The following is a 25,922-nucleotide window of genomic DNA, read 5'->3' on the forward strand; positions in this document are numbered from 1 at the left end:
TTTTCAAATGTCCGTTTTAATGATTTTTTTATATGTTTTTATTTATAATGAGAGTTGTGAGAATCAAAAGGAATAGCTTAACTCCGTGTTTTTCCTTTTTTACTTTAAGTATATATTTAGTGTATAATCGTTGTGTTCAAAAAGAAAACGGAACAATACATTTTTTTAACTACTAAGCCAAAATTTTTATGAAAAAGATCCAAAGAAGTTAACTCAGGTTAAAAGGAGAAATGTGAATGGAAAGAGTTATTATTGTAGCTCTCGTGATTGTAGTCTTGTTTTTAATTAGGAAGCTTTATTACGGCTGGATGCAGCGATCATTGAATATCGTTTGGATTGAGAGTAATGTAGAGATCATAAAGAGTGAATTTTCAAGCCGTACGTATGGAAACGACATTTCTTATGCAAAAGGTGAATCAACGCGACGAGTAAAACTAACTGTTAAAATTATTCTCAGTAATGGAAAATCCGTCATTACAACTAGAAAAGTTTGGACAAAAACAAAGAATCGAGCCTTTTTTCACGAAGGACAATATGTAGCGATTTTATATGATCAAGAGAACCCAAAACGATTTAAACTAAAATATGATATATAAAGTGAGGGGGGGAGGTAATAATGATTGAAGGAATAAGTCATATAACATTTATTGTTCAAGATATCGAAAAAAGTGCTAAATTATTTAAGGAGATATTTTCTGCAGAGGAAGTATATGATAGCTTAGAAAAAAATTTCTCTTATTCAAGAGAAAAATTTTTCCTGATATCAAATCAATGGATCGTCTTAATGGAAGGAAGCAGTCTTAAAGAACAGTCATATAATCATTTAGCATTTAAAATTGATGAGAGCGATTACGACGAGATGCTGAAAAAAATTAAAGCATATGGTTTGGTGATTAAAGAGGGCCGGAAAAGAATCGAGGCTGATTCAAAATCTATTTATTTTTACGATTATGATAATCACTTATTTGAGTTTCATACTGGCACATTGAAAGATCGATTAACGGGATATAATGATGTTCTCAAAAAAAATCTGAAAGGATAGAGACTATATGGAAGATAAAATAAGAGAATTAGAGATTCAGATAATGAGTTTGACATTTATGAATGAATTACTAATGGATAAGTTAGGCGTTACTACGGAAGAAATCAAGAATTTTGCAAAAAAATGTTTAGAGAATATGGATAGTAGCGAGAAAAATACAGATATGTATTTTTCACTTATGGGTTTTGCTTATCAAGAAGAAGCCTCTGAAATGCTGCAAAAAGAATTTTTACGGAAATCATTCCAAAAGGATCAGAACTGCAGGGAAAACTAACATGAAAAAATTTCCAAAAGTAAACAGTAAAAATTCCTGAAGTTGGAAATAGTTCGATTTCTTAAAAATTTTGTAATGAAAGTAGGAAGGTGTGAAATTTTTAGAAATTAGAGATGGAGGAGAATTATGAACAATGTAAAAGTTGTCACACTGTGTGGTTCAGTACGGTTTAAAGATCAATTCAAGGAAATTGAAACCAAATTAACGTTAGAAGGAACAGCAGTGTTTAGTTTATGTTTTTTTTGAGGAAAGTGAGGGAATTGAAGTAACTGCAGAACAAAAAAAATTATTTGGACAAATTCATTTGAAAAAAATCGATTTATCAGATGAAATATTTGTTATAAATGTTGATGGGTATATTGGGGATAGTACTAGAAAAGAAATTGCTTATGCAATTCAGAATAACAAAATCGTTAATTATTATTCACAGTAATTAATGCCCGAAAAGGATAGGAAGGGGGCTTAGTGGTTAATAATAAAAGAAAAAAAATATTTGAGTATAATAGTTTTGTAGAAAAATACTATGTTTCAGTAATCTCTCAGAACAAAAAGGACAAAAAATATTTTTGAAACGCTGGTCGTTGCTGTTTCTATCTAAAAAAGGAACGAGAGATTGGTTTTAGTCATTCTTTCGCTCCTTTTTTGCATCTTTGTAGGACTTTTTATAGAGAGAAAATTCAGACTTTGTACCGATAAAATAGGAAGAAAGCTTTGCTATACTTTTTGATAGGAGTAGGAAATAAAAAGAGAAGGTGGAGGTGTGTCCTATCGAACAGAGGAGCAACAAACAAGCGAATGCAAATAGTGGAATCGATTTGATAAAATATATAGCGGCGATTTTAGTGATTTGTTTTCATTGTGAGCGAGTATTTCAAGAACCTGAACTGAATTTTATATTTAAAAATGTACTATGTCGCATTGCAGTGCCTTATTTTTTGATTTCAACCAGCTATTTCGTTAGAAGAGGACAACAAAAATCTTCTGGCTATACGCAACGTTATGTAAAGTCATTATTAAAATCTTATTTATTTTGGAGCTTGATCTATTTACCAGTCGGTTTTTTATGGATTCAGCAAAACTATTCACTTACCCCAATAACATATCCCGTTGCCTTATTCGCAGGATTTTTTTATACAGGCACTTATTATCATCTTTGGTATATTCCTGCGGCCATTTTCGCGATCATTGTAGTGCAGTGGTTAATAAAAAAAGTAGGCTATCCGATTCTTTTTGGAATTGCTGGATTGATGTATAGTTTTGGTTCATTGGAAACGTATTATGCATATATCAAAAATGAACAAGTAAAGCATTTTTTTGATCAATATATCCGTATATTTATCACAACACGCAATGGTTTATTCTTCGCGTTGATATTTGTCGCAATGGGCTTCTTTATTTGGGATTATCGTGAAAAATTTGCAAGTTATCAAAAATACAGCGGAAAATTAGTTGTACTGGCAGCTTTGCTTTTACTGGGAGAAGGACTAGTCGTTTATAAAAACAGCGGCATTGATAAAAATTTTATGTTTAGTTTGATTCCGCTTGTCCTGGTACTTTTTTGGTGGAGTTTAACGATTGCTGTGAATAAAGCAGTTGATGTGCGGCGATTGAGAGAATTAGGGAAGTATTATTTCTTCCTACATCCTTTATGTATAGTGTGGGCGAAAAGCCTTATTAAGAGTTATGATTTTCTTAGTCATAGTTGGGTACAACTGGCGATTGTTCTTGTGATGACCCATATTTTAAGTTCGTTGATCATTTCGTTGATCGAGTATCCACCAACAGGTTATGTTGATGTGTGGCAGAGAATCAAATTTACTCGCTTTTCTTTACCCGTTTTAAATGAATAATAAGGACTGGGGCGGCCTAAAAGGCTGTCCCAGTCTTTAGTTTTGAAAAGATTAACCAGAATAAAAAATTAAGTAAGGTGAACGCCTTTGTCGACATAAATAATATCGCCAACGATTCCCGCTGCAAGTTCGCTCACTAAAAAGGCACATGTATTGCCGACTTCCTCGATCGTAACGCCAGCTTTATCTGGTGTACGGTCTTCTGAAAGTTTGATCAGCTGATCGTAATCTTTTACACCTGTTACAGCTAATGTTTTGATCGCTCCTGCTGAGATTCCATTTACTCGAATTTTGTCTGCAGCAAACTCATACGCTAAATATTTAACTGCTGTTTCCAAAGAAGCTTTGGCGATTCCCATCATATTGTAATTAGGAATGGCTCTTTCCGAACCAAGATAAGTCATTGTAACGATCCCAGATCCAGGGTTTAACAACGGTTTTGCGTAGTGAGCAACAGCTAGAAGTGAATAACTGCTGATGTCTTGAGCCAACAAATAACCTGAACGGCTAATGTCACTGACATTTCCGTCTAATTCTTCTTTGTTAGCGAAGGCGATAGCATGAACTAAACCATCGATTTTGTCATAGTTCTCTTGAATGGTTTGGAAGGCTTGGGCAATCGACTCGTCAGAAGCAACATCACATTCGACTAGTAAATCGGTGGGTTCAGCCAATTTCAATACTTGTTTTTTCATCCGTTCGTTTTGGTATGTATAAATGATATCCGCGCCTTGTTCCTTTAGTGCTTTGGCACAGCCCCAGGCGATACTTCTTTTATTTGCTACACCCATTACGACGACTTTTTTATTTTTTAGAAACATTTTGATTTTCCCCTTTATAATTATTTTAATATGTGAAAAATGCTTTCACGACTTAATAAAATCGTAATAACTGATTTTATTTAAGTTGACGGATAAAAAGACAACTGGTATTATCTGTGTGAGAATGATAATATAATTCTCTAATTGATAATCACAACCAGACAGACATTTTATCGATGTCTGAATTATTAACTAAAATACTTTGAAAGTCAAACTATTTTACTTAATTTTAAACAAAAAAGTATTGGTTAAGCAAGTTTTTTTTAATTTGAACATCAAAATATCAGTGGAGGTGCAAGATGAAACGCGTAGTGATAACAGGAATGGGAGCGGTGACTCCCATAGGCAATACAGTAAAAGAATATTGGCAAAATTTAGTTAATGGAAAATTAGGAATTGCCAAAATTACTAAGTTTGATTCCGAAGATACAGGGGTTGCTTTAGCTGGAGAAGTGAAGGACTTTGACCCAAGCGGTGTACTTGACCGTAAGGAACAAAAACGAATGGACTTATTTTCACAATATGGATTGGTTGCTGCTTTAGAAGCTTGGGAAATGAGTGGCTTAACCTATGATTCGATTGATCCAAAACGTTTTGGTGTGATTGTCGGCAGTGGTATCGGTGGTATGACCACATTGCAGGATCAAGTCCGAGTAATGGACAAAAAAGGAGCGAAACGTGTAACACCATTTTTTGTTCCAATGGTCATTGCGAATATGGCATCAGGAAATATTTCTATCAAATTAGGTGCAAAAGGACCTTCTCAAACGATCGTAACAGCTTGTGCATCAGCGACCAATGCGATCGGCGAAGCTTTTCGGACAATTAAATATGGTTTGGCGGATGTGATGATCACAGGTGGAACAGAAGCCACGATTTGTGAAATCGGTATTGCTGGTTTTGCGGCATTGAGTGCATTGAATACAACGGAGGATCCCAAACGTGCATCGATCCCCTTTGATAAAGAAAGACATGGCTTCGTTATGGGCGAAGGGGCAGGAATGTTGATGCTGGAAGAATTAGAGCATGCCAAGAAGCGTGGTGCTGAGATTTTAGGCGAAATCGTTGGCTATGGAAGTAATTGTGATGCAAGTCATATGACTGCGCCGCTGAAAGATGGTAGTGGTGCAGCTGATGCGATCGAGCTAGCTTTAGCAGAAGCGGCTATTGATGCGGATGCTGTTGGCTATATCAACGCACATGGTACCTCCACACCAGCAAATGATGCAGCGGAAACCGCGGCTATCAAACGTGTTTTTGGTGATCGTGCATATGATATTCCAATTTCCAGCACGAAGAGTATGACTGGGCATCTTTTGGGGGCAGCTGGCGGGATCGAAGCCATTGCCTGTGTGAAAACCTTACAAGAAGGTACCGCTCATCTAACTGCTGGCTATGAAACAGCTGATCCGGAGTGTGATCTGGATTATCTCACTAATGGTTCACGTGCGATCCAAGCTGAATATGCTATCAGCAATTCGTTTGGCTTCGGTGGACATAATGGCGTTATTTGTATGAAAAAATGGGAGGAAGAGTAACAATGACAAGACTAATGAATGCAACTGAAATTATGGAAATGATCCCAAATCGCTACCCGATTTGTTTTATTGACTATGTGGATGAAATCATCCCGGAGAAGAAAATCATCGCAACGAAAAATGTAACGATCAATGAAGAATTTTTCCAAGGACATTTCCCGGGAAATCCGACAATGCCAGGCGTTTTGATCATCGAGGCGTTGGCACAGGTTGGTTCGATCCTAATTTTGAAGATGGAACAATTTCAAGGGGAAACGGCGTATATCGGTGGCATCAACAAAGCGAAATTCCGTCAAAAAGTAGTACCTGGTGATGTATTGAAACTACATTTTGAAATCGTGAAAATCAGAGATTACGTTGGTATCGGAAAAGCTACTGCATTTGTGGAAGATAAAAAAGTATGTGAATGTGAACTGACCTTTATCGTTGGAAGATAAATAGGTGGAATAGCGAGGTTGCTGCTACTTCCGTCGTTTATTCGCACTCTAAAGCGTAATAAACGGTGGCTAAAAATCAGGATCTTCGGCAATTTCGCAAAAATCGAGCAATACAAAAAGCGTATTGTTCGATTTTTGTATTGCTCGAACCTAATCGACTTTTTTGTTCCAACCTCATTGATGCAGATCATATAATTTTAAGGCTAATTGTAAGGCAAAGGTATTTTTTTCCTGCTCTAAATCCACGGGCAGTAAGCTTTTGATCTTGTCGATCCGATATAAAAGCGTATTGCGGTGGATAAACAGCGCTCTAGAGGTTGTTGCAACATTTAAATGATGAGCTAAATAGGCTTTTAAGGTTGGTGTGAAGCTAGTATTATTTTTTTGATCATAGGCCAACAACGGATTTAAATAATGCGCATAAAAGGCTTTTCCTTGCTCCTTCGAAATGGAATCAACCAAAAAAGAGTCAAAATAGAAATCATTGAAAAAATAAATTTTCTCTTCTTTTTCGTCATCCTCAAGTAAGTGGATGACTTTTTTTGCTTCTTCAAAGCTTCTAGAGAGTTCTAAAATCGGCAAGGTAGAACCAATGGTACAAAAAATCTCGCGATCCATTTTTCCTGATTGTTCTAAATACATGCGAATCCGCTCAGCGGTGTCAGATACTTCATTGTGCGTTTTAACTGTACTTAGAGTAGGCGTGGTTCCCAAAAGCATGACCAATTGATTTTTACGGCTAAATACATGCAAATGCGGGAAACGGTTGGCTATATAAGTGGTTAAAGAAGACAGCATACTTTTCATCAAGCGGTCTTCTATTTGTTTTTTCTGCATCAATGAAGTGGATTCATTACCAGTCGTTTGAATAGAAAAAATCAAGACCGTATAGTTTAGAGCGGGATCGATCGTTGTATCGTAAGCAGCCAAAGTGGTTAAATCTTTGATTTGGCCTGATAATAGCTGATCAAAAAAATCTCTGCGAATGCGATTTTCAGTTCGCTCGATTTCAAATAGACGCATTTGTTCAAGCGCAAAAGCCATCGAACCATTTTCCAATGCAACATAATCAAGATCAGTCAAAGACTGCTCGATTTGACAGACAAGTATAAAACCATAGTGAATCGTATCGAAATAAACTGGCATGATTACGCAAGGATATTCTACTTCGTTGAAAAGCAGCGATCGAGTGATCGGTTTTTGGATACGTTCAAAATTTGTTGGTAGATCAGTGAATATTTCGATTGGAAATAAGAAAGTATCACCGACTTTTTTGAGAATATCTGTTATTGCTGTCTGTTTTTGGTCACTGACTGTGATGACTGCCCAATTCGTATCGACTAAAATGATTGGATTGTGAACCATTTGTGCTAAGCCAGCGGCGATTTTTTTCATCCCGCCGCCATGTAATGAAATCTCAAAAAATTGCGAATGGATCTCTAAAGAAGCCTGATTCAATTCATTTACGTGCCCTGAAATTTCCGCCATAACAATATTCATGATTTTTGAAAAAGCAATTCCATAGGGGATTTCAATGATCGGAAGTGAAAGAGTTTCGGCTAATTGCCGCATTGATTCAGGAATTTCTTTTAAATAAATATGTGGTTTAATACAGATCGCAGAACAGTTTATTTCTTTAAAACGCTGAATGAATTTTTGCTGGACCTCTGGATTTTCACTAAAAAAGTAACCTGAGGTAATCAACAATTCCCCAGCAGACAACCAGTCCGAAGCATCTGGATTATCTAAAATATTCACACCAGTAATTTCATTTTCTAGGCCGCCTTTTCCAGCGACTAGATTAAATGCTTTAAATTGAGGGAGTTGTAAAAAGCTTTTGACGGTTAACATGAGGACACCTACTTTCAATAATCAGGAGTAATTAATCTAACTATACGGTAATTGGTTAAAGTATACAACTTAAAGCGCTGATATTCAGATAGTTTGCCTGTTTTTGAAAAGGCTTTCTTGGTGTAAATTTAATCTTGTAAAGGAGGTGCCGGGCATGAAGTCGTATCAAAGCCTATCTGGTGCTCAAAACTTCTTAGTAGAAATTCAAGAAAATCAATGGAGTGGTGAAGTTCACAGTACTTTTGAACGAACAATCAATCTTGTTGATGGCTCTGGTACATTGTATACAATTGCCGCTGCAGAGCTTGATGATGCCCCTAATACAATTCGAGTGGCTGGCTTTTTTAAAGAGCACATACATTTACCGTTAAAAACACCAGCCTTTGTACAAAATAACCAGTTAATGTTTGAAGGAGTGGCAAGTATTGCAGTTAATGAAGCGAGAAAGTGGCAGTATCCTCAAATCAAATTTCCAGCAAAAGAAGCGTATGAACAGGTGCTTGTTCGTAGTCAACAGGTACAAAACTGGTTGGAAGAACGTGAAATAAAGGGCGGCTATCTTTTGAACGACAGACAAGCGACGACATATGAAAAGATGATGCATACGATGCTATGGAAGGAGTCGACTATTTTATTAGAATATTTGAAAAACAAACAGCCCTTTCAAGCTATGACACAACTGAATCGAGTGATCGGGCTGGGGCCAGGCTTAACGCCATCAGGAGATGATTTTTTAGTTGGTTTAGCACTTATTTTTACCACTGTTGAGTATCCCTATCACTCATTGCAGCAATGGTTGGTTAATTGTCGTAAGACAATTAAACGTCGAACAAATGCTATCAGCTTTTCAACATTGGATTGGGCAATCAAAGGTGCAGCGCGTGAGCGGATAGGTGAATTTTTAAACGAATTGTTTTATGGAGAGCATGATGCGCTGCTAAAGCAAAAAATGTTGGCGGTATTAGCGATTGGCTCCAGCTCTGGAGGGGATATATTAGCCGGAATACTTGCTGGAATAGCATTGACGATGACATTGTTAGAAATTTAGTTAGCCAACGAGAACTGATGCTTAGTAGTGTAAAGATATAACACAATCGAATCATGTTACTTTTAATTAGAGGAGGAATTTTTATGTCAATCAGTATTAAGATACAACCGAATACGTACATTGATTCTGTATCGCTGATGGCTTTATCTACAAGAGCCAATCAATTAGATGGTGTGGATCAGGCGATTATTGCAATGGCCACTGAGATGAATAAAGAAGTGATGAAAAACGTCGGCTTGTATACAGATGAGATCGATCAAGCTCAGACAAGTGATTTGGTGATTGCGGTCGATGCAGGTCAGTCAATGGATTCAGCCGATTTAATTAGAGAAATCGAGCTGCTGATGACAGAAAAAAAAGAGAAAAACACGAGTCAATCCGTTGAACGCTATACAACGATCGAGACAGCCAAGAAAGCGATACCCGAAGCAAATTTAGCAGTTATTTCAGTGAACGGTCAATATGCTGCTAGAGAAGCGAGAAAAGCGTTGGCTAATGATTTACACGTTATGATGTTTAGTGACAATGTAAGTGTAGAAGAAGAGATTCAACTAAAAGAGTTAGCGCATGAAAAAGGACTGCTGCTGATGGGGCCCGATTGTGGTACTGCGATCATTAACAATGTTGGTCTTTGTTTTGCGAATAAGGTAAGAAAAGGAAGTATAGGTATCGTAGGTGCTTCAGGGACTGGCAGTCAGGAAATCAGTGTGCGGATTCATGAATTTGGAGAAGGTGTCTCACAATTGATTGGAACTGGCGGACGCGATCTAAGTGAAGCGGTCGGCGGTCGAATGATGCTGGATGCGATCGATGCGTTAGAAGAAGATTCTGACACAAAAGTGATCGTATTGATTTCTAAACCACCAGCAAAAAACGTGGAAGAAAAAATTCTTGCACGTGTTAGACAAGCGAACAAGCCAGTCGTGATTTGGTTTATTGGCAGTGATTCTCGTCCAAATGAAAATGGGATCTATTTTGAAAAAATGTCCAAAGCAGCAGCACTTCGAGCAGTAACGCTTGCCGGAATCAATGCAGATCAATTGGATAGTCATCCGCTCAACGTACCATTAATCGATGAAATTCGTGAAAAACTAAATCCAGAGCAGCGCTATATCCGCGGTTTATTCACTGGAGGCACACTTTGCGATGAGGCAATGTATACAGCCAAAGAACGTTTTTCTGATGTATACAGCAATATAGCGACTGATGAAGAACATATTCTTCATTTTGGAGAACAAAGCCGTGCTCATACCTTTATCGATTTTGGTGCTGATGAATTTACCAACGGCAAACCACATCCAATGATCGATCCTTCGAATCGAATTGCTCGTTTTGTTGAAGAAGCAGCTGATCCAACTGTAGGTGTGATCGTAATGGATTTTGTCTTAGGCTATGGTTCGCATCCTGATCCGGTTGGGGTAATGGTTCCGTATATGAAAGAGGCAAAAGAAAAAGCGGCCAAAGAAGGTCGTCATTTGGAAATCATCGGCTATGTTTTAGGAACTGATTTGGATAAACAAGATATCAATGAACAAGTTGAAAAATTAACAGCCATTGGCGCAACCTATGCCAGCAGTAGTCAAAATGCTGGTCTATTAGCAAGAGAATTTGTAGTAAAAGGAGTGACAGAACAATGAGTAAAATGACTGAGCTATTTCAAGAAGAACCTGTGATCATCGATTTAGGGATCGAAGCGTTTCAAGAAGAGTTGACTGAACAACAGGTACAAGCCAACTATTTAAACTGGGCTCCTCCTGGTCAAGGAAAAGCTAGTATTCTAGCCGCACTGGAAAAAATCGAAACACCTGAAAATTTAGAAAAAATCCAAAAGGCCAATGAAGAGGCGGTAAATCGGATTATTTCTTCTCAAATTTCTCTGATTGGCTACGATCAAGCTATCAATGTTGTACCAGGAATGACTAAACATACAATTTTACATGCGGGACCACCAATCACATGGGAAAAAATGAATGGTCCGATGAAAGGTGCGGTTAAAGGTGCACTGGTGTTTGAGGGTTTGGCGAAAGACTTAAAAGAGGCTGAACAAGTTGCTGCATCTGGCGAGATCATCTTTTCTCCTTGTCATGAACATCAATGCGTAGGCTCGATGGCGGGGGTCACTTCTGCTTCCATGTATATGCATATCGTAGAAAATAAAACATATGGAAATTTGGCATTTACTAATTTAAGTGAACAAATGTCTAAAATTTTACGAATGGGCGCAAATGATGAGACCGTGATTGAACGCTTGATTTGGATGAGAGATACATTTGGTCCGATTTTGAGAGATGCGATGAAACTATGTCCAGAAGGAATCGACTTAAAGCTTATGTTGGCACAAGCTCTGCATATGGGGGATGAATGTCACAATCGTAATAATGCCGGAACGACATTGTTGATTCAAGCATTAACACCTTATATTATTCAAACAGATCATTCGATTGAAGAAATGAAAGAGGTGTTTGATTTTGTTGCCAGCAGTGATTACTTTTCAGGTCCAACCTGGATGGCGATGTGTAAAGCAGCGTTAGATTCTGCTGTGGGGATTCCTTACAGCACAGTTGTTACAACGATGGCTAGGAATGGTACAGAATTTGGTATCCATATCAGTGGAATCGAAGGAAATCCTTGGTTTGTTGGTCCCTCACAAAAAGTAATCGGTCCCATGTTTGCTGGGTATAAACCAGAAGATGCAGGGCTTGATATTGGCGATAGTGCAATTACTGAAACCTATGGAATTGGTGGATTTGCAATGGCAGCAGCGCCTGCGATCGTCGCTTTAGTTGGTGGAACGATTGAGGATGCTTTACGTTTTTCAGTAGAAATGCAGGGAATCACAACAGCTGAAAATCCCAATATTACGATTCCAACTCTTGATTTTATGGGGATTCCTTCAGGGATCGACAGCTTAAAAGTCATCCAAACAAATACATTACCGATCATTAATACAGCAATCGCTCATAAAGAAGCAGGAATTGGTATGATCGGCGCTGGCATTACTCATCCGCCGATGGAAGCCTTTGAAAAAGCAATTATTGCATTTAGTGAGCAACTATAAAACGAGAGAGGAGTGAAGGTGATGACTGTAGTAAAAGCAGATCAACAATTACTTGAAGCGGTGTCGCTTGGAAGGCTGGAAGATGTTGAACGAGTTCTCAAAGCAGGTGCTGAAATCTCAGTGACAGATGCTCTGGGTCGTTCACCCTTAATGCTGGCTGTTCAGCAAAATAATTTAGACATCGTTAAGGTCCTGCTTGCGTTTGGAGCAGATGTTAACCAAAAAGATCACACTAGTTTGTCTCCTTTTATCTGCGCGGCAGCTAATGGGTTTGATGAGATCGTTCATGAGTTGCTTCATGCAGGAGCGGATCTAGCATCTGTCAATCGTTTTGGCGGAACGGCTCTACTTCCTTCTAGTGAAAAAGGCTATTTAAAAACAGTCCAACTCTGTCTAGAGGCGGGAGTACCGGTCAATCATGTCAATCGATTAAGCTGGTCAGCGTTATTAGAAGCAACGATTTTGGGAAATGGCGGCTTTTTGTACCGTGATGTGATCCGTGAGCTTATTTGGCATCAAGCAGATAGTGAACAAACCGACGATACAGGAAAAAATGCCCTTGATTATGCTAAAGAATCAGCTAATGAATCATTAATTGCGATCATAGAGAAAAAAGAAGTGGAGCAATCGTTTTTCAAAAAAATCAGAAGTCTATTAAGAGAAGATAAACTAAAGCAAGCGCTTGAACTGCTCGAGGAACAGGAGCAAACAAGTCTAGATGTCCTTTACTATCTAGGTTATACGTATCAGCGTTTAAAAGATTACTCGACTGCGATTACTTTTTATGAAAAAGGCTGGCAACTGGACCCTGAGTTTGCTTTTTATATTGCGAATGCATATCGGATGCTGGGGGAAAATGAGCGGGCACTTCAAATCTATGATCAAGCAATCGAAACAGATGAAAGCTTCTTTTATCGTTATCATAAATCAAATTTGTTAAGAGAACTTGGACAGCATGAGGCGGCAATCGAATGGATGGATGATTTATTGAATGATTATCCCGAACGAGTGGATTTCTACTTTCATAAGGCGAATAGTCTACGCAGCTTAAATCGCCATCAAGAAGCAATCAAAGCGATGGATAAGGCAATTCAGCTAAATCCAGGTAATCCATTATTTTCAGAGCATAAAGCACAATCACTTCAGTTAGTAAAAAACTAAAGAAATGTATTGGAGGAAAAAACGATGGAATCAGTAGAAAAACAAACTGTCGAAACGATGCCAACCTACTCCGCTGACCTCTTGCCTAAAACAGGAGCAGATAAAAATTGGGGTGTTTTTAACTATGTGACATTATGGATGGGAGCAGTCCACAATATCCTTTCGTATATGACGGTAGCAGGATTTTTCTTATTGGGGTTGAATACGAAGCAAGTTCTTTCAGCTGTTATGTTGTCCGCGTTGATCGTCTCGATCTTTTATGTTTTGAATGGGGTTGCTTCTGCTAAATACGGGTTGCCTTTTCCCATGCTGCTACGATCCGTATTTGGTGTCAAAGGAGCGATCATTCCAGCGTTATGTCGGGGATTGATTGCCGGAGTCGTCTTTTTTGGAACACAAAGTGTAGTTAGTGCACAGTCCTTAGATGTGTTATTTAGCCGAATCATTCCAAATTATATGAGTATTGGCGGAGGAATGACGATTTTGGGAATGCCGGCGCCTACGATGCTTAGTTATTTGATCGTTTGGTGTGTGACCGTAGCTCTGTTTTTAGGTGGGACAAGAGTATTGGATAAATTTGGTAATTGGTCCTCTCCGATCGTCTACGTCTTTATCATTGGTGCGGCGATTTGGACGATTCAGATTGCTGGCGGCTTTGGTCCAATTTTAGCGTATACACCTGCAAATGCAACAACGAGTCCAATAGTATTTATTGCTTGTGTTAGTGCGCTAGTTTCAAACTGGGCAGGTCCAATCGTGAATATCGGAGACTTTACCCAAAAAGCGAAAACACCCAAAGCGATGATCATTGGGTTACCGTTAGGATTTATTTTATCTTATATTCTATTTGCCATAACATGTGTTGGCTTGATTGCGGGAACACAAATTGCATTTGGTGAGCCGATTTTCAACATCGTTAACGCTTTTGATAAAATCAATAATACTTTTGCAGTCTTTGTTTTGATCCTAGCATTGAATATGGGGGCATTGGCGTTCGTTGTATTTGGCAATCTGTTTCCTGCTGGGCTGCAAATGTCTTCCCTATTTCCTAAAGTACTTGATGTTAAAAAGGCTGGTGTATTGACTGCTATCATTGGTACAATGATCTTACCGTGGAAATTGGTAGAAAATGCCTCAACGTTGTTTTATTTTTATAGTTTCATCGGATCTATGTTTGGTCCAATCGCTGGTATTATGCTGGCTAGCTTTTACGTTGAACATAAACAAGTGATCAATTTAGAGGATATCTATGTAGAAGAAGGAAATTTAGGTGAATTTAAATCCGGATATAATAAAAAAGCGATGTTAACCTTAGGAATCAGTTTTGTTCTCACTATGTCAGGAGCCTTTTTACAATCACTATCATTTTTGAAAACGATCAATGATTTTGCGTTTTTCTCTGGCTTGATCTTTTCATTTATTGTCTATAGTGTTCTTAGTAAACTGATGAAAGAAAATAATTAAACACAGGAGGGAAAATCATGGACTACATGAAAATGGCGGCAGAGGCCACTGTTTTAGGAATGGAAAAGAAATACGGCGGACCATTTGGTGCTACGTTGGTCAGAAATGGCGAAGTGGTCGTATCGGTCAGTAATACAATGATGAAAGATACGGATCCATCTGCACATGCAGAAATGATAGCTGTGCGTGAAGCCTGCAAAAAATTAGATACGATGGATTTATCTGATTGTGAGATTTACGCGACTTGTGAACCTTGTCCAATGTGTGTAGGAGCGATCCTTTGGGCAGGAATCAAAACAGTTTATTATTCAAACACACGAGAAGATGCGGCCAAACATGGCTTCTCTGACATGCATTTACGCCATTATTTAGATGGCTCAGACCAATCACCACTTGCGATGATTCACACAGGCAGTTGCGCGGAATGTGATGAATTGTGGACGAAATTTGACGAGATTTCCCAAAAAATGGAATAATTTCATTAAAAGAGCTGGTTGCAAAAAAAGATGCAGTCGGTTCTTTTGTGTATAGTATGAAAAAATCATCATAGACATGCGTATTCGCTAGAATAACTGCTGTGAATCTGCTACAATAGTCTAGGAGTATAGTAGCGTCACTATTTTTAATAGCGACGATCAAACTTAACAGAAGAAGGAGAACTATAATATGATAGCAGTAAGCGATCTTAAAGCAGGCATGACTTTTGAGCAAGACGGAAAATTGATCCGTGTAATGGAAGCCAGCCACCACAAACCAGGTAAAGGCAATACCGTTATGCGTATGAAATTAAAAGACGTCCGTACAGGTGCGACGACAGATACAACAATGCGTCCAGATGATAAAGTGAAAAAAGCGTTCATCGAAAGCAAACCTGTACAATATCTATACAGCCAAGATGACACAGCGAATTTCATGGATTTAGAAACATACGAACAATATGAAATTCCTACAACGGTCATTGAAGATGAATTGAAATATCTTCTTGAAAACATGGAAGTAAAAATTCAATTCTACGGTTCAGAAGTAATTGGTGTTACTTTACCGACAACAGTTGTTTTACGTGTACAAGAAACACAACCATCGATCAAAGGTGCGACTGTTTCAGGTTCTGGTAAACCAGCTGTGATGGAAACAGGATTAGTAGTCAACGTTCCTGACTTTATCGAAGCAGATGAACTATTAGAAATCAATACACAAGAAGGTACGTATTTAAAACGTGCATCTAAGTAATCGACATCTAGCCAGCAGTTATCTGCTGGTTTTTTTGTGTCTGCTGCAATCCTCGCTGCAAGGGAAAATCAGTGAAGCATGTTATAATCAAACAGAACGTTTTTTTTAGAAAGGAAGAGCAGTATGTTTTTTTTATTAACATTGTGCCTGGTTTTATTATTCACTAAACTTGCCGGACATTTTTGTAATCGAATCGGTATACCTTCAGTGATCGGAGAATTATTGGTTGGTATTTTGATTGGGCCTGCTATGTTAGGGTGGATTAAACCGGATGAATTTATGCATTATTTTTCAGAAATTGGTGTTATTATTTTAATGTTTATTGCAGGACTGGAAAGTGATCTGGAACTGCTGAAAAAATATTGGCATCCGGCATTGGCAGTAGCTTTAATGGGAATTCTTTTTCCAGCAGCTATGGGTTTTGGCGTAGGAGAGCTCTTTCAGTTTTCGGTTCAGAATTCTATTTTTCTAGGTGTACTTTTTAGTGCGACATCGGTCAGTATTTCTGTGCAAGTATTGAAAGATTTGAAAAAAATCGATACAGAAGAAGGTGCCACGATCCTTGGTGCAGCAGTAGTTGATGATATTGTGGTGGTATTGATTTTAGGGATCATGTTGAGTTTAATGAACCGCTCGACACCGGATAGTAGTTTACCCTTGTGGGAAGTGTTGCTATTGAAGGTTTTCTTTTTTATTGTGATTTTTGCAGCAAGTAAATGGCTGGTTCCCTGGCTGTTGAATCTAAGCGAAAAATTGATCACAATCGAAGCGGTTTCGGCGTTTTCCCTAGTTGTTTGTTTAGGTTTCGCTTATTTTGCAGAAATGCTGGATATGGGTGCGATTATCGGTGCTTTTTTTGCAGGTGTAGCGATTGCTCAAACAGATTATCGCAAACGGGTGGATGAAAAGCTGGAAACGATTGGTTACGCCGTATTTATTCCTATGTTTTTTGTTTCGATTGGTTTAAACATGACGTTTACCGGCATGTCTAAACATCTTTTATTTATCCTTATTTTGACTGTTGTAGCTGTTTTATCGAAATTATTAGGTGGCGCTCTAGGTGCCAGAGCAACTGGATTTAAAGGGATTTCGACCTTGATCATTGGTTCGGGAATGGTTTCCAGAGGGGAAATGGCGCTAATTATTGCTCAAGTGGGTTTAACCTCTAGTTTTCTTTCAGAGGAATATTATTCATCGGTGATCATTGTGGTGATTGCAACGACGATCATTGCACCGTTGTTGTTAAAAGCAACGATTGTTAGGCAAAGTAAACAGTTAGAAAACTAAAGAAGGCTAAGAAAAAAGACACGGAAATTTGAAGATCAATTTCCGTGTCTTTTTTGTCAACTGTTCTAGCTTTTTTTTTAGTCTAATGAACAGAACCCATTAATTTTTTGATTGGATTTTTGCAAAGAATCAGAATAATTCCGGCAATCACTGCCACGATCCCAACGATCCCAAAATATGCTGATTCAGTTTGCGGTGTATAAAAACGGGCAATTTGGGCATTAATTGCTTGTGAAGCGGCATCTGCCAGTAACCAAATAGCTACTGTTTGCGATTCAAATGCTTTAGGTGCTAACTTCGTTGTAATAGAGAGTCCAACGGGAGAAATGCACATTTCGCCAACGATCATTATAAAGAAGCTAAAGAACAACCATAATGGACTGACTTGTCCTTCTGTTCCATATAATAATCCCGGGAGCATCAATAAAACAAAGGAAAGTCCGGCAAAAACGAGTCCTAAAGAAAATTTAACGACTGTTGAAGGCTGTCTTTTCCCTAATCGTGTCCATAATGCAACAAAAATCGGTGTTAAAACAACAACGAAGATTGGATTCAATGACTGGAACCAGCTAGGTGCGATCGAAAAACCAAACAAAGTGCTTTTAGTTCGCTCATTTGCAAATAAAGCTAGGATAGAAGAACCTTGTTCTTCCAGTGACCAAAAGACGATGCCAGCTAAAAATAAAGGAATGTAGCCCAAGACACGGGGCTTTTCTTCGTCTGTAACATCTTTTGAAGTCATCATTTTGACAAAATAATATGCTGGTAGCAAAATACCGATGATACTGACGACGTTAATAAAGAAATCGATTGTTAAGCGACCTAAGACAAAGGCGCCGCCGAAAAGGATAACGGCTACACCAAGTGCAACTAGTAACGAATGCATGAATTTTTTTCGTTCCACTGTATCCATTGGATTTGTTGGTGCCAAGCCGATTCCAGATAAAGATTTTTTTCCTTGAAAATGATATTGTAGTAGGCCAAAGAACATCCCAAAAGCTGCTACAGAAAAACCAATGTGGTAGTTATATGTTTGACCAAGTGTTCCAACGACAAATGGAGCAATCAAGGCTCCAATGTTGATTCCCATATAAAAAATAGAAAAGCCTGCATCCCGACGTGTGTCAGTTTTTGAATAAAGGTGTCCGACCATACCAGACACATTTGGTTTTAACATTCCTGTGCCGATAACGATCAAAAGAATGGACAGAAATAGCGCAGCGACACCAAACGGCGTTGCTAATACAATGTGACCCACCATGATGAAGATTCCGCCGAAGAAAACTGTTTTTCTGGCGCCTAATACACGATCGGATATCCAACCGCCGATAATACTAGACATGAATACCAGAGAACCATAAATCGACATAATTGCCAAGGCAGTTTCTTTTGGTAAACCTAACCCGCCATTTGCCACTGTATCATAAATATAGTAGAGTAAAATTGCCCGCATGCCATAGTAACTAAATCTTTCCCACATCTCAGTAAAGAAAAGGGTGGACAAACCTTTAGGCTGACCTAAAAAAGATTTATCTAGCTGCTGTTCGTTCATAGAAATAACCTCAATTCTTTTTAATATTCAGAAAATTCACTAAATGTTTATTTTCTGAAAATATACATCATACATTCTAACCCGTTACTCTTTTAATTGTCATAAAATTTAATGATTAGAGTATAAGAAATTGAAGCGTTTTATATCATCTTTTTTTCATAATGTAGTATTTAAGGCAAATTAAATCATTAATTTATAAGAAAGAGAGGGGATTTTTTGAAAGAAATTATAAAAAAACAACAAGAATGGGCAACCTTGAAGTACTTGATTTTATCAAAGTCTCAAAATGATTATAAAGCGATTCGAAAGCTAGTATCAGGTAAGGAATGGAATGAAGAAAAAGAAGTGCTGTTTCAGCAGTATATCCAACATGCTCTGGCACAACCGGATCACAAAGGAAATAAACTGAATGCGTATCAGCATGTCTGGGGCTATTTTAAAAAGCTGGCAACAGAAGAAGAACGCGAGGTATATGCGGATCTTTCAGAAAATTTTTCATTAGACAATGATCAGTTATTTTCTTTTTTAAAGGAATTGATCATAAAATATGATGAAGCATACTTATATCAGTCAAAGCTATTTTTTCCGTAAACAGACGAAGCTAGATTGAAAGTATGTAACCATTTTAGGTAACTGAGCAGTAGCTTGTAGAGTTATAGCCCAGTTACCTTTTTAGTTATGCCCATCAGTACTCTTTAACGATATAGGTGTCGATCGTTTTTTGAAAATCTTGCCAGTTATGCTGTCCTTCATTGAAATACTGCGCTAAGAGAAAACCAATATAAGGTCCAGTCGTCAAACCGGACGAACCTAAGCCACTGGCAACTACAGCAGTCGAGTCGTTAGGTAGACAATTGAAAAACGGCGCAAAATCTGATGTATACGCGCGAGTACCTACTCGATACGCAAAAGAATGGTCCTCAAAAAAAGCACTGTTTGAAAGAAAAGGAATCGATTTTTGCTTTAGCTGTGTATAAGCTTCCTCTGTTGGCGTCAAATCAAATCCCGCCTCATTTTCGTGAGTTGCACCAATCAAGATCCTGCCATTTTCAAATGGAATTAAATCACTTTCGCCATCCAGCATCGCAACGGGCCAGTTGCCGCTATTCTTGTAGCTCGTTTCAAATGCTAGTAATTGCCCTTTTTGTGCACGAATATCTATTTTGTATCCTAAAGGAGTAAGCAAATCAGAAAGTCCGGGACCAGCACATAAGGCAACCGTATCGAAAGCTTCCGTTTGAGTTTCTGTGTGAATCAGCCAGTGACTCTGTGTGCGTTCTAGCTGAGCAGAAACGGTTTTTAGTTCAATATTTTTCTGAACAGCATGCCGTCGTAGATGATCTAAATAGCTTGCGCCGTCTAGCTTTCCGCCGCCAGAGATCGAAAGTGCAGGTAACTGTTTCAGTAAAGGTAGCCTTGTTGAGACCTCCTGAGCATGCAACAGTTGAATGTCTCCGATTTCAGGCGCTGACAATTTACGTTCTTCAGCTAGCCTTGCTAATGGTTCTAGCTCCCCATCTTTTCTAAGAATTAAGGTTCCTGTTTGCTGATATACGGATGGGGGCAAAGAGAAATCCTGAATCAATTTAGGATAAAAAGCTGCACCACTTTTGGCTAAATGATACCATTTTTTATTGCGCCGTTTTGACAGCCAGGGAGAAATGATCCCGGCACTGGCTTTTGTCGCTTGTCCTGTAGGATTGTCAAAAAGTGTAACGTTGTATTTGCTTAAATCAATATAATTGGCTAGAGTCAAACCGATGATTCCGCCGCCGATAATCGCTAATTTTTTCATAAAAAACTCCTTTATAAGAGGTTGGAAAAAGGTTTCAAACGCTAAGAGAATAACGGAAGTTATTTTACTTGTTTCAATGGTGTCAATAATTTTCCTGTATGCAGCAATAAACCTGCGTAGTCTGATTTTCTAGGCTTGATTTTTCCATATAAATTTTGTTCGTATAATTCAGTTAATTGATAAAAACTCCCATGAAATTGTGGATAAACTTTTTCAAAGCGAGTAGCATACATAATCAATGATTCATTATCTGCTCGTTGCAAGATGTTCTCTGCTTTTTTTAATAACCGAATATAAGCACCGCTGAATTGCTGTGGATGAACTGCTAGATACACACGCAACGAAAGAATAAAGTAATATTTTTTCAAAAAGTAGGCACTAATCAGTAGCAGAATGACTAAGAAACCCCAAAAAATGTTTCTTAAAAAATCTGGCCAGTTGGAGGCTTTTTCTTTTTCAGCTATTTGCGAATCTTGTGTAGTGCTTTCAGTAGTCGTTTTTGTTTTTTTAGTGCTGTTTACAGTTGTAGATTCAGAAGTAGTACTTTGAGATTCATTTGTTGTAGAACTGACAGTGCCAGTGGCTGGGCTGGCATTATTGGTAAAACTTGGTGTAGGTTCAAATGGAATCCATCCGAATCCTTCAAAATACACTTCAGGCCATGAATGAGCATCACTATTTCTGATTGTATAGACCTTTTGTTGACCTGTGCCGCTTGTCCGTTCACCAGAGCTGAAGCCTTTAGCCCAACGACTGGGAATACCGACTGAACGCAGCAGAACCGTCATCGCGCTGGAAAAGTTATCACAGTAGCCAACCTTTGAATCAAATAAAAAGTAATCAACATAGTCTTCTGATTCAGGGGTATAAGCCGCATCGACCTTCGAATAGCGGTAGTCTCCGTCTTTTTTTAAATATTGCTCGACAGCTTTGACTTTACCATACAATGTCTCTTGATCTTCGGTCAATGAATATGCTAATTCTTGTACTCGCTTAGGAAGCGTATGTGGCACTTGTGTTGTTTGGATATCGACGTTAGTTTCTAAAGCAACCTGTTGTAAGCTTTCTATTGAAAAATCTGGTTCCTCCCAAGTAATTTGAAAGTTTTTAGGTTTATCTGAAAGAATAATACGATTTTTTTCCTCGATTTTTTCAGTTTGACCGATCTCTTCAAAGGGAACGGTGCTGTTGCCATATGGATAAGGTAAATATTCCTTGGCTGTACTAAATGAAAATGTGATTATTTCAGCTGGTTTAAAAGCTCCTTGATACTCAGAATTAGTCGAAATCACTAATGGCTGTCCAAGCGGATCAGGAGTTACTTTAGCAATGTTATTCCAACCTTTGCCAGTATAATTATTTTTTGTTTCCACTCTCCAATAATGTTCAGCTGACTGTTTAGCTGTAAAAAGGGCTGTTTGATCATCTTGCATTGGACCGCCGAGTTTTGAATCATCCTCACTAAATCCTGTCATTGCAGAAGAGTTTATGCCATATTGATTGATCTGTTGATACAAGCCTTGTTGATTTAAAGCGGTTCGCAGTCCAGCAGTTTGCGTAAAAAGAAACGCTTTTGATTTTGGAACAGCGATCGGGAAAAAATAGGCACTTGCAGCAGTTAAACCTAACAACATACTAGTTAAAAGCGTAAAGATCATCTTGTTCTTTGAGTTTGTGTGGAAGGAATGTTTTAACTTATAAAACAGAACAGCGCTACAAGTCATTATAATCACCTGCCAGCTTAGATTCAAACGATTGAACACTGCCAGCATCAGTAAATAACCGACCAACAATAAATAGCTAAAAACCCACCGCTCATAATGAATAAGCAGTATCGCTAAAAAAATCATTAAAAACAAAATCAATACGAATGCAACAAAATCAGGTAAATAACTGATTTCTCCAGAAAGCATGTTGAAATAAGCTTGCACAGAAATATCAAAAAAGTGTTTTAACCAGCTAATACCAAAACGTTCCTTTAATGGAAAATAGTGATAGAGTGTGTACAAATAAGTAAAGAGGTACAAAGGTATTTTTACGAAGTGACTTTTAAATAGTACCGCAATCAAACAAAACGCGGCAAGCATGCTGATAAAAAAAGGCGTCGAAGCTTGATTTAATTGATAAACCGTTAGAAAGGGGATCGCCGTTGTAACAAGCATTAAAAAACTGAGCAGTCCTAAGCCCCATTTTTCTTTTATTCTATTTTTCAATCGAGTCCCCCCTCTTCGCAAAATTAATCACTTGATCTTTCCAAAATAGACAAAGCTCATTGTTTTCAAAGGTAATTAAAAATAGCTCATTGTTTTTCTGCAATAGATGAAGTTGCTCCTTTAAGTTTGGCGTCAGAGCAGGGCTGAATAGCACAAGCTTTTGATTGGAAAAAGTAGGAATAATTGGTTCTTCCAGCAGAGGTTCAATTGTTGCTAAGAGATATTCTTGAGATGCATCGTCTGGAATATTTGCTAAGATCACTTGTTCGAAATTTGGTTTATTTTTAGCTAGTTGAGTAAATGAATAATAGATCGAAAGGATCTCTTCGAACTGTTCATGAGCGATTCCATAGAATAAAAAGTGTGTATCGCTCTCTGATTCATGCTCATATTCTTTGACGATTAATTCATTTCTTTTACCAGTTTGTTTCCAATCGATTGAATGCAGTGCGTCGCCTTTTTGATAAGGACGGAAATTTCGGATCAAGAAAGTTTGAGTACCGAAAGCCAGTGCTAAATTAGGTTGAAATATAAGTAACTGTTCATACAGTTTTTCAGAAATCTCTTGCTGAATGACTGGCTGTACAATAAAAGGGCCCCTTAAATTGATGGTTGTTTGTTTGGTGAAAAGATCCAGCCAATCAGAGCTGATGAAGACAAAAGGAAGTTCTTGAAAAAATCCTCTTTGTGCTGGAGTCCATTGAAAAGATACTTCCTTTTTTTGACCTGTATATAAGTAAAACGATTGTTGTTCCAATGAACTGTTCCCAATAGGAACTATCAGAAGTCTAGGAATTGGCAGTAACGTTGGCCGGTAGCGAAATAGTTCACACACAATCCTACTTTGCTCAAAAGCGGTGTAGACAGCTGATTCCGTTAGCCGAAGTTCAATTTTTTTTGTGGAAGGGATCAGTGTCAATAAATCAAACAAAAATAAAAAGCTCAAAAAGAAAAAGAGTAGCCAGCCAGTTGAGTTGTTAAAAACTACTGCATATAAGAAGACACCTATGAAAAAAAGCATACTAGCACCAATTTTTGTCAATGATTGGATCTTTTTTCTCTTCATTAGGACTTCCTAACTGGAACTGGGACACGTCGCAAGATTTGTGTAAACAGCTCCTCCAATTGTTCGTTAGAAGGTGAGATTCCCCCTTTTAGCAATAGCCGATGCCCAAATGTTGCCGGTAAAATTTGTTGTAAATCATTGGGACTAACATAGCCTCGTCCTTGAGTTAAGGCAAAAGCTTTGGCAGCACGAATAAAAGCAACTGATCCTCGAGGACTAACGCCAAGTGCGATGCCGTCGTGATTTCTAGTAGCGTGAACCAGCTGCAAGGCATATCTGGCAACTTGAGGATCTACATAAACTTCTTCAACCATTTTCTTGAGCTGACTAATATCAGAAGCATCCATGATTTGCTGGACTTGATTTACTTCATTTCCAGTTTGTTGCATCACTAGTCTTAATTCATCTGGGAATTCAGGGTAACCAATTTTAAGCTTAAATAAAAAACGATCTAGCTGTGCCTCTGGTAAAGGGTAGGTTCCTTCGTAGTCCAAAGGATTTTGTGTAGCTAGGACAAAGAAATGTTCATCTAAAGGATATGTATGGTTGTCGATCGTCACATGCTTTTCAGACATCGCTTCCAATAAGGCGGCCTGTGTTCTTGGTGTAGTACGATTGATTTCATCTGCAAGTAGAACGGTTGTAAAAATAGGTCCTTTATGGAATTCAAAACTTTGAGAGACTGTGTTAAAAATAGACACACCTAAAATATCGTTAGGTAAAAGATCAGGCGTGAATTGGATTCGATTGAATTCTCCGTGTGTCGCTTTGGCTAAGGTTTTTATCATCGTTGTTTTCCCAACGCCAGGGATATCTTCTAGTAAAACATGTCCACCAGCCAAAAAAGCTGTTACGGTCATTTGAAGGACCTCTCGTTTACCTAAAATGACCTTTTCCATTTCATTGATTAATAATGTGATTTTTTCATAAGCTGATTCGAGCATTCGGGCTTTCGCCTCCTATCTATATTTTTAGAATGATTATATTTGACTGAATAGGTTTCTTTTATTGTATAGTTAACCATACGTCAGTTCAAGTTCCCTAAGTATTTCTTAAGAAAGCGCTTGTTTTTTTACTACTCTTAGTGAGCATAAAAGTGTTAAAGCTGCATGAATGTGTTCATACTGGAAGAGAGAAACTCAAAGGAGGGAATAACTAATGACCAATACTGATTTCATTAAGGCAGTTGGTTTTTACGAAGGATTACCACTTGAAGAACAGGCAAGTTTTGTAGATGCCTATAGTACAGTACCAAATCTTGAACCACGAGATATTTTAGTGAAAGTCAAAGCAGTTTCTATCAATCCGGTGGATACAAAATTAAGGCAAACAGCAAAGAAAAAAGCTGAGTTGACCGTCCTCGGATTTGATGGTGTGGGAGAAGTTGTTGCTATTGGGGAAAACGTTGAAAAATTCTCAGTTGGAGATCGTGTTTTTTACGCAGGTACAACTAAACGTGCTGGTAGTAACCAAGAGTATCAGCGAGTAGATGAGCGAATCGTCGCGCTTGCCCCTAAAGGTTTAAGTGATGAAGCTGCCGCCGCGCTACCGCTGACTGCATTAACGGCGTATGAATTACTATTTGAGAAATTTGCTCTCCTGCCAAAAGAGAATGCGAATCGGGGGAAAACGATTTTAGTGATCAATGCTGCTGGAGGTGTGGGTTCGATTTTAACCCAACTGGCAAAGTGGGCTGGTTTAACTGTATACGGAACGGCCAGTCTAGCTAAATTTAACTGGCTTGAAGAACACGGCGTGGATCATTCGATCGATTATCATCAAGATATCAAAGAAGCATTAGCCAAAATAGGCGTTACTAGTGTTGACTACAGTGCAGTTTTATTTGATGTTCGCCCGTATTTTGATTTATTAGTAGAATTGCTCGCTCCTTTTGGACATCTGGGAACGATCGTTGGGCTGGATTCGCCGATAGATATCGCTTGTTTAAAGGATAAATCGATTAGTTTCGATTGGGAGTATATGTTTGCTAAAACGGATTATGCGTATCGGCTTGAATCACAAGGAGAAATACTAGCTTTGGTTGCTAAATTGATGGATCAAGGAAAATTAACAAGTACGCTTTCGAAATCTTATAAAGAGGGGATCAATGCGGTTAGTTTAAAGCAAGCAACAGCGGAGGTAGAATCAGGTCACATGCAAGGCAAAGTTGTGGTCAGCGGTCCATTTAATGGTAGTATTCAAGCGTCTTCTATGGGAAAATGAAAGGAACTAGAG

General features: G+C 38.3%; 23 protein-coding genes. 16 read left to right on the forward strand and 7 right to left on the reverse strand.

Annotated features, from left to right (window positions below; all coding sequences use genetic code 11):
* Positions 1-236: 236 nt before the first annotated feature.
* The 4 genes from BCR25_RS03845 (at position 237) to BCR25_RS03865 (ending at position 3,166) form a co-directional block, all read left to right on the forward strand.
* Positions 237-596 carry a hypothetical protein gene (locus tag BCR25_RS03845; RefSeq protein ID WP_069662307.1) on the forward strand — a complete coding sequence of 120 codons (360 nt, stop codon included), beginning with the start codon at positions 237-239 and terminating at the stop codon, positions 594-596.
* Between the two features lie 20 nt (positions 597-616).
* Positions 617-1,042 carry a FosX/FosE/FosI family fosfomycin resistance hydrolase gene (gene fosX, locus BCR25_RS03850; RefSeq protein ID WP_069662308.1) on the forward strand — a complete coding sequence of 142 codons (426 nt, stop codon included), beginning with the start codon at positions 617-619 and terminating at the stop codon, positions 1,040-1,042.
* Positions 1,043-1,049: 7 nt separating this feature from the next.
* Complete coding sequence (locus BCR25_RS03855) at positions 1,050-1,316, forward strand: hypothetical protein (RefSeq protein WP_069662309.1); 267 nt, start codon at positions 1,050-1,052, stop codon at positions 1,314-1,316.
* A 758-nt stretch (positions 1,317-2,074) separates the two neighbouring features.
* Complete coding sequence (locus BCR25_RS03865) at positions 2,075-3,166, forward strand: acyltransferase family protein (RefSeq protein ID WP_139124516.1); 1,092 nt, start codon at positions 2,075-2,077, stop codon at positions 3,164-3,166.
* A gap of 68 nt (positions 3,167-3,234) precedes the next feature.
* On the opposite strand, the gene fabI is transcribed toward BCR25_RS03865, so the two are convergent.
* Positions 3,235-3,987 carry an enoyl-ACP reductase FabI gene (gene fabI / locus BCR25_RS03870; RefSeq protein ID WP_069662311.1) on the reverse strand — a complete coding sequence of 251 codons (753 nt, stop codon included), beginning with the start codon at positions 3,985-3,987 and terminating at the stop codon, positions 3,235-3,237.
* 299 nt (positions 3,988-4,286) lie between these two features.
* Here fabI and fabF point away from each other — a divergent pair, with 299 nt between their 5' ends.
* Positions 4,287-5,525, forward strand: coding sequence for a beta-ketoacyl-ACP synthase II (gene fabF, locus BCR25_RS03875; RefSeq protein WP_069662312.1), 1,239 nt, complete (start codon positions 4,287-4,289; stop codon positions 5,523-5,525).
* 2 nt (positions 5,526-5,527) lie between these two features.
* Positions 5,528-5,962, forward strand: coding sequence for a 3-hydroxyacyl-ACP dehydratase FabZ (gene fabZ / locus BCR25_RS03880; protein WP_010772238.1), 435 nt, complete (start codon positions 5,528-5,530; stop codon positions 5,960-5,962).
* A 174-nt stretch (positions 5,963-6,136) separates the two neighbouring features.
* Here fabZ and BCR25_RS03885 read toward each other — a convergent pair whose 3' ends face one another.
* A complete protein-coding gene (locus BCR25_RS03885; protein WP_069662313.1) occupies positions 6,137-7,813 on the reverse strand; it encodes a PucR family transcriptional regulator in 1,677 nt (558 codons plus the stop codon).
* A gap of 154 nt (positions 7,814-7,967) precedes the next feature.
* Here BCR25_RS03885 and BCR25_RS03890 point away from each other — a divergent pair, with 154 nt between their 5' ends.
* The 8 genes from BCR25_RS03890 to BCR25_RS03925 all read left to right on the forward strand — a co-directional run bounded on the left by BCR25_RS03890 (position 7,968) and on the right by BCR25_RS03925 (position 17,061).
* Positions 7,968-8,861 (forward strand): oxamate carbamoyltransferase subunit AllH family protein, encoded by an 894-nt coding sequence (locus BCR25_RS03890; protein ID WP_069662314.1) that lies wholly within the window; start codon positions 7,968-7,970, stop codon positions 8,859-8,861.
* Positions 8,862-8,944: 83 nt separating this feature from the next.
* Positions 8,945-10,498: an acyl-CoA synthetase FdrA gene (gene fdrA / locus BCR25_RS03895; RefSeq protein ID WP_069662315.1), complete on the forward strand. Its 1,554-nt coding sequence runs from the start codon at positions 8,945-8,947 to the stop codon at positions 10,496-10,498.
* On the forward strand, positions 10,495-11,919 hold the full coding sequence (locus BCR25_RS03900; protein WP_069662316.1) for a YlbE family protein: 1,425 nt from the start codon (positions 10,495-10,497) through the stop codon (positions 11,917-11,919). The genes fdrA and BCR25_RS03900 overlap by 4 nt, the downstream gene beginning before the upstream one ends.
* Positions 11,920-11,940: 21 nt before the next feature.
* On the forward strand, positions 11,941-13,080 hold the full coding sequence (locus tag BCR25_RS03905; RefSeq protein ID WP_069662317.1) for an ankyrin repeat domain-containing protein: 1,140 nt from the start codon (positions 11,941-11,943) through the stop codon (positions 13,078-13,080).
* Positions 13,081-13,104: 24 nt separating this feature from the next.
* Positions 13,105-14,544: a cytosine permease gene (locus BCR25_RS03910; RefSeq protein ID WP_069662318.1), complete on the forward strand. Its 1,440-nt coding sequence runs from the start codon at positions 13,105-13,107 to the stop codon at positions 14,542-14,544.
* 17 nt (positions 14,545-14,561) lie between these two features.
* Positions 14,562-15,020, forward strand: coding sequence for a nucleoside deaminase (locus BCR25_RS03915; protein WP_069662319.1), 459 nt, complete (start codon positions 14,562-14,564; stop codon positions 15,018-15,020).
* Between the two features lie 190 nt (positions 15,021-15,210).
* Entirely contained in the window at positions 15,211-15,774 is a 564-nt protein-coding gene (efp, locus tag BCR25_RS03920) for an elongation factor P (RefSeq protein ID WP_069662320.1), read from the forward strand.
* A 123-nt stretch (positions 15,775-15,897) separates the two neighbouring features.
* Positions 15,898-17,061: a cation:proton antiporter gene (locus BCR25_RS03925; protein ID WP_069662321.1), complete on the forward strand. Its 1,164-nt coding sequence runs from the start codon at positions 15,898-15,900 to the stop codon at positions 17,059-17,061.
* 82 nt (positions 17,062-17,143) lie between these two features.
* Here the strand turns inward: BCR25_RS03925 and BCR25_RS03930 are convergent, their stop codons facing one another.
* Positions 17,144-18,613 (reverse strand): peptide MFS transporter, encoded by a 1,470-nt coding sequence (locus tag BCR25_RS03930; protein WP_069662322.1) that lies wholly within the window; start codon positions 18,611-18,613, stop codon positions 17,144-17,146.
* A gap of 216 nt (positions 18,614-18,829) precedes the next feature.
* On the opposite strand from BCR25_RS03930, the gene BCR25_RS03935 reads away from it, so the two are divergent.
* Positions 18,830-19,204, forward strand: a complete 375-nt coding sequence (locus BCR25_RS03935; protein ID WP_083242578.1) for a YbgA family protein — start codon at positions 18,830-18,832, stop codon at positions 19,202-19,204.
* A gap of 94 nt (positions 19,205-19,298) precedes the next feature.
* Here BCR25_RS03935 and BCR25_RS03940 read toward each other — a convergent pair whose 3' ends face one another.
* Genes BCR25_RS03940 through BCR25_RS03955 form a run of 4 tightly spaced genes read right to left on the reverse strand, consistent with a single transcriptional unit; the run spans position 19,299 to position 24,631 of the window.
* Positions 19,299-20,408, reverse strand: a complete 1,110-nt coding sequence (locus BCR25_RS03940; protein WP_069662323.1) for an NAD(P)/FAD-dependent oxidoreductase — start codon at positions 20,406-20,408, stop codon at positions 19,299-19,301.
* A 59-nt stretch (positions 20,409-20,467) separates the two neighbouring features.
* Complete coding sequence (locus tag BCR25_RS03945; protein ID WP_069662324.1) at positions 20,468-22,621, reverse strand: transglutaminase-like domain-containing protein; 2,154 nt, start codon at positions 22,619-22,621, stop codon at positions 20,468-20,470.
* Entirely contained in the window at positions 22,611-23,687 is a 1,077-nt protein-coding gene (locus BCR25_RS03950; RefSeq protein WP_069662325.1) for a DUF58 domain-containing protein, read from the reverse strand. The genes BCR25_RS03945 and BCR25_RS03950 overlap by 11 nt, the downstream gene beginning before the upstream one ends.
* The gene (locus BCR25_RS03955; protein ID WP_069662326.1) at positions 23,687-24,631 is read right to left on the reverse strand and encodes an AAA family ATPase; all 945 of its coding nucleotides are present in this window, start codon (positions 24,629-24,631) and stop codon (positions 23,687-23,689) included. Before BCR25_RS03955 ends, BCR25_RS03950 begins: the two co-directional genes overlap by 1 nt.
* A 214-nt stretch (positions 24,632-24,845) precedes the next feature.
* Here BCR25_RS03955 and BCR25_RS03960 point away from each other — a divergent pair, with 214 nt between their 5' ends.
* Positions 24,846-25,910 carry a zinc-binding alcohol dehydrogenase family protein gene (locus tag BCR25_RS03960; RefSeq protein ID WP_069662327.1) on the forward strand — a complete coding sequence of 355 codons (1,065 nt, stop codon included), beginning with the start codon at positions 24,846-24,848 and terminating at the stop codon, positions 25,908-25,910.
* Positions 25,911-25,922 lie beyond the last annotated feature (12 nt).

Origin of the sequence: Enterococcus termitis (assembly GCF_001730305.1) — a bacterium.
GTDB lineage: Bacteria > Bacillota > Bacilli > Lactobacillales > Enterococcaceae > Enterococcus_L > Enterococcus_L termitis.

Bases quoted from the DNA above. Each gene is read 5' to 3' on its own strand.
- BCR25_RS03845 (WP_069662307.1), top strand. From the start codon at position 237: ATGGAAAGAGTTATTATTGTAGCTCTCGTGATTGTAGTCTTGTTTTTA.
- fosX (WP_069662308.1), top strand. From the start codon at position 617: ATGATTGAAGGAATAAGTCATATAACATTTATTGTTCAAGATATCGAA.
- BCR25_RS03855 (WP_069662309.1), top strand. From the start codon at position 1,050: ATGGAAGATAAAATAAGAGAATTAGAGATTCAGATAATGAGTTTGACA.
- fabI (WP_069662311.1), bottom strand. From the start codon at position 3,987: ATGTTTCTAAAAAATAAAAAAGTCGTCGTAATGGGTGTAGCAAATAAA.
- fabF (WP_069662312.1), top strand. From the start codon at position 4,287: ATGAAACGCGTAGTGATAACAGGAATGGGAGCGGTGACTCCCATAGGC.
- fabZ (WP_010772238.1), top strand. From the start codon at position 5,528: ATGACAAGACTAATGAATGCAACTGAAATTATGGAAATGATCCCAAAT.
- BCR25_RS03885 (WP_069662313.1), bottom strand. From the start codon at position 7,813: ATGTTAACCGTCAAAAGCTTTTTACAACTCCCTCAATTTAAAGCATTT.
- BCR25_RS03890 (WP_069662314.1), top strand. From the start codon at position 7,968: ATGAAGTCGTATCAAAGCCTATCTGGTGCTCAAAACTTCTTAGTAGAA.
- fdrA (WP_069662315.1), top strand. From the start codon at position 8,945: ATGTCAATCAGTATTAAGATACAACCGAATACGTACATTGATTCTGTA.
- BCR25_RS03900 (WP_069662316.1), top strand. From the start codon at position 10,495: ATGAGTAAAATGACTGAGCTATTTCAAGAAGAACCTGTGATCATCGAT.
- BCR25_RS03905 (WP_069662317.1), top strand. From the start codon at position 11,941: ATGACTGTAGTAAAAGCAGATCAACAATTACTTGAAGCGGTGTCGCTT.
- BCR25_RS03910 (WP_069662318.1), top strand. From the start codon at position 13,105: ATGGAATCAGTAGAAAAACAAACTGTCGAAACGATGCCAACCTACTCC.
- BCR25_RS03915 (WP_069662319.1), top strand. From the start codon at position 14,562: ATGGACTACATGAAAATGGCGGCAGAGGCCACTGTTTTAGGAATGGAA.
- efp (WP_069662320.1), top strand. From the start codon at position 15,211: ATGATAGCAGTAAGCGATCTTAAAGCAGGCATGACTTTTGAGCAAGAC.
- BCR25_RS03925 (WP_069662321.1), top strand. From the start codon at position 15,898: ATGTTTTTTTTATTAACATTGTGCCTGGTTTTATTATTCACTAAACTT.
- BCR25_RS03930 (WP_069662322.1), bottom strand. From the start codon at position 18,613: ATGAACGAACAGCAGCTAGATAAATCTTTTTTAGGTCAGCCTAAAGGT.
- BCR25_RS03940 (WP_069662323.1), bottom strand. From the start codon at position 20,408: ATGAAAAAATTAGCGATTATCGGCGGCGGAATCATCGGTTTGACTCTA.
- BCR25_RS03950 (WP_069662325.1), bottom strand. From the start codon at position 23,687: ATGAAGAGAAAAAAGATCCAATCATTGACAAAAATTGGTGCTAGTATG.
- BCR25_RS03955 (WP_069662326.1), bottom strand. From the start codon at position 24,631: ATGCTCGAATCAGCTTATGAAAAAATCACATTATTAATCAATGAAATG.
- BCR25_RS03960 (WP_069662327.1), top strand. From the start codon at position 24,846: ATGACCAATACTGATTTCATTAAGGCAGTTGGTTTTTACGAAGGATTA.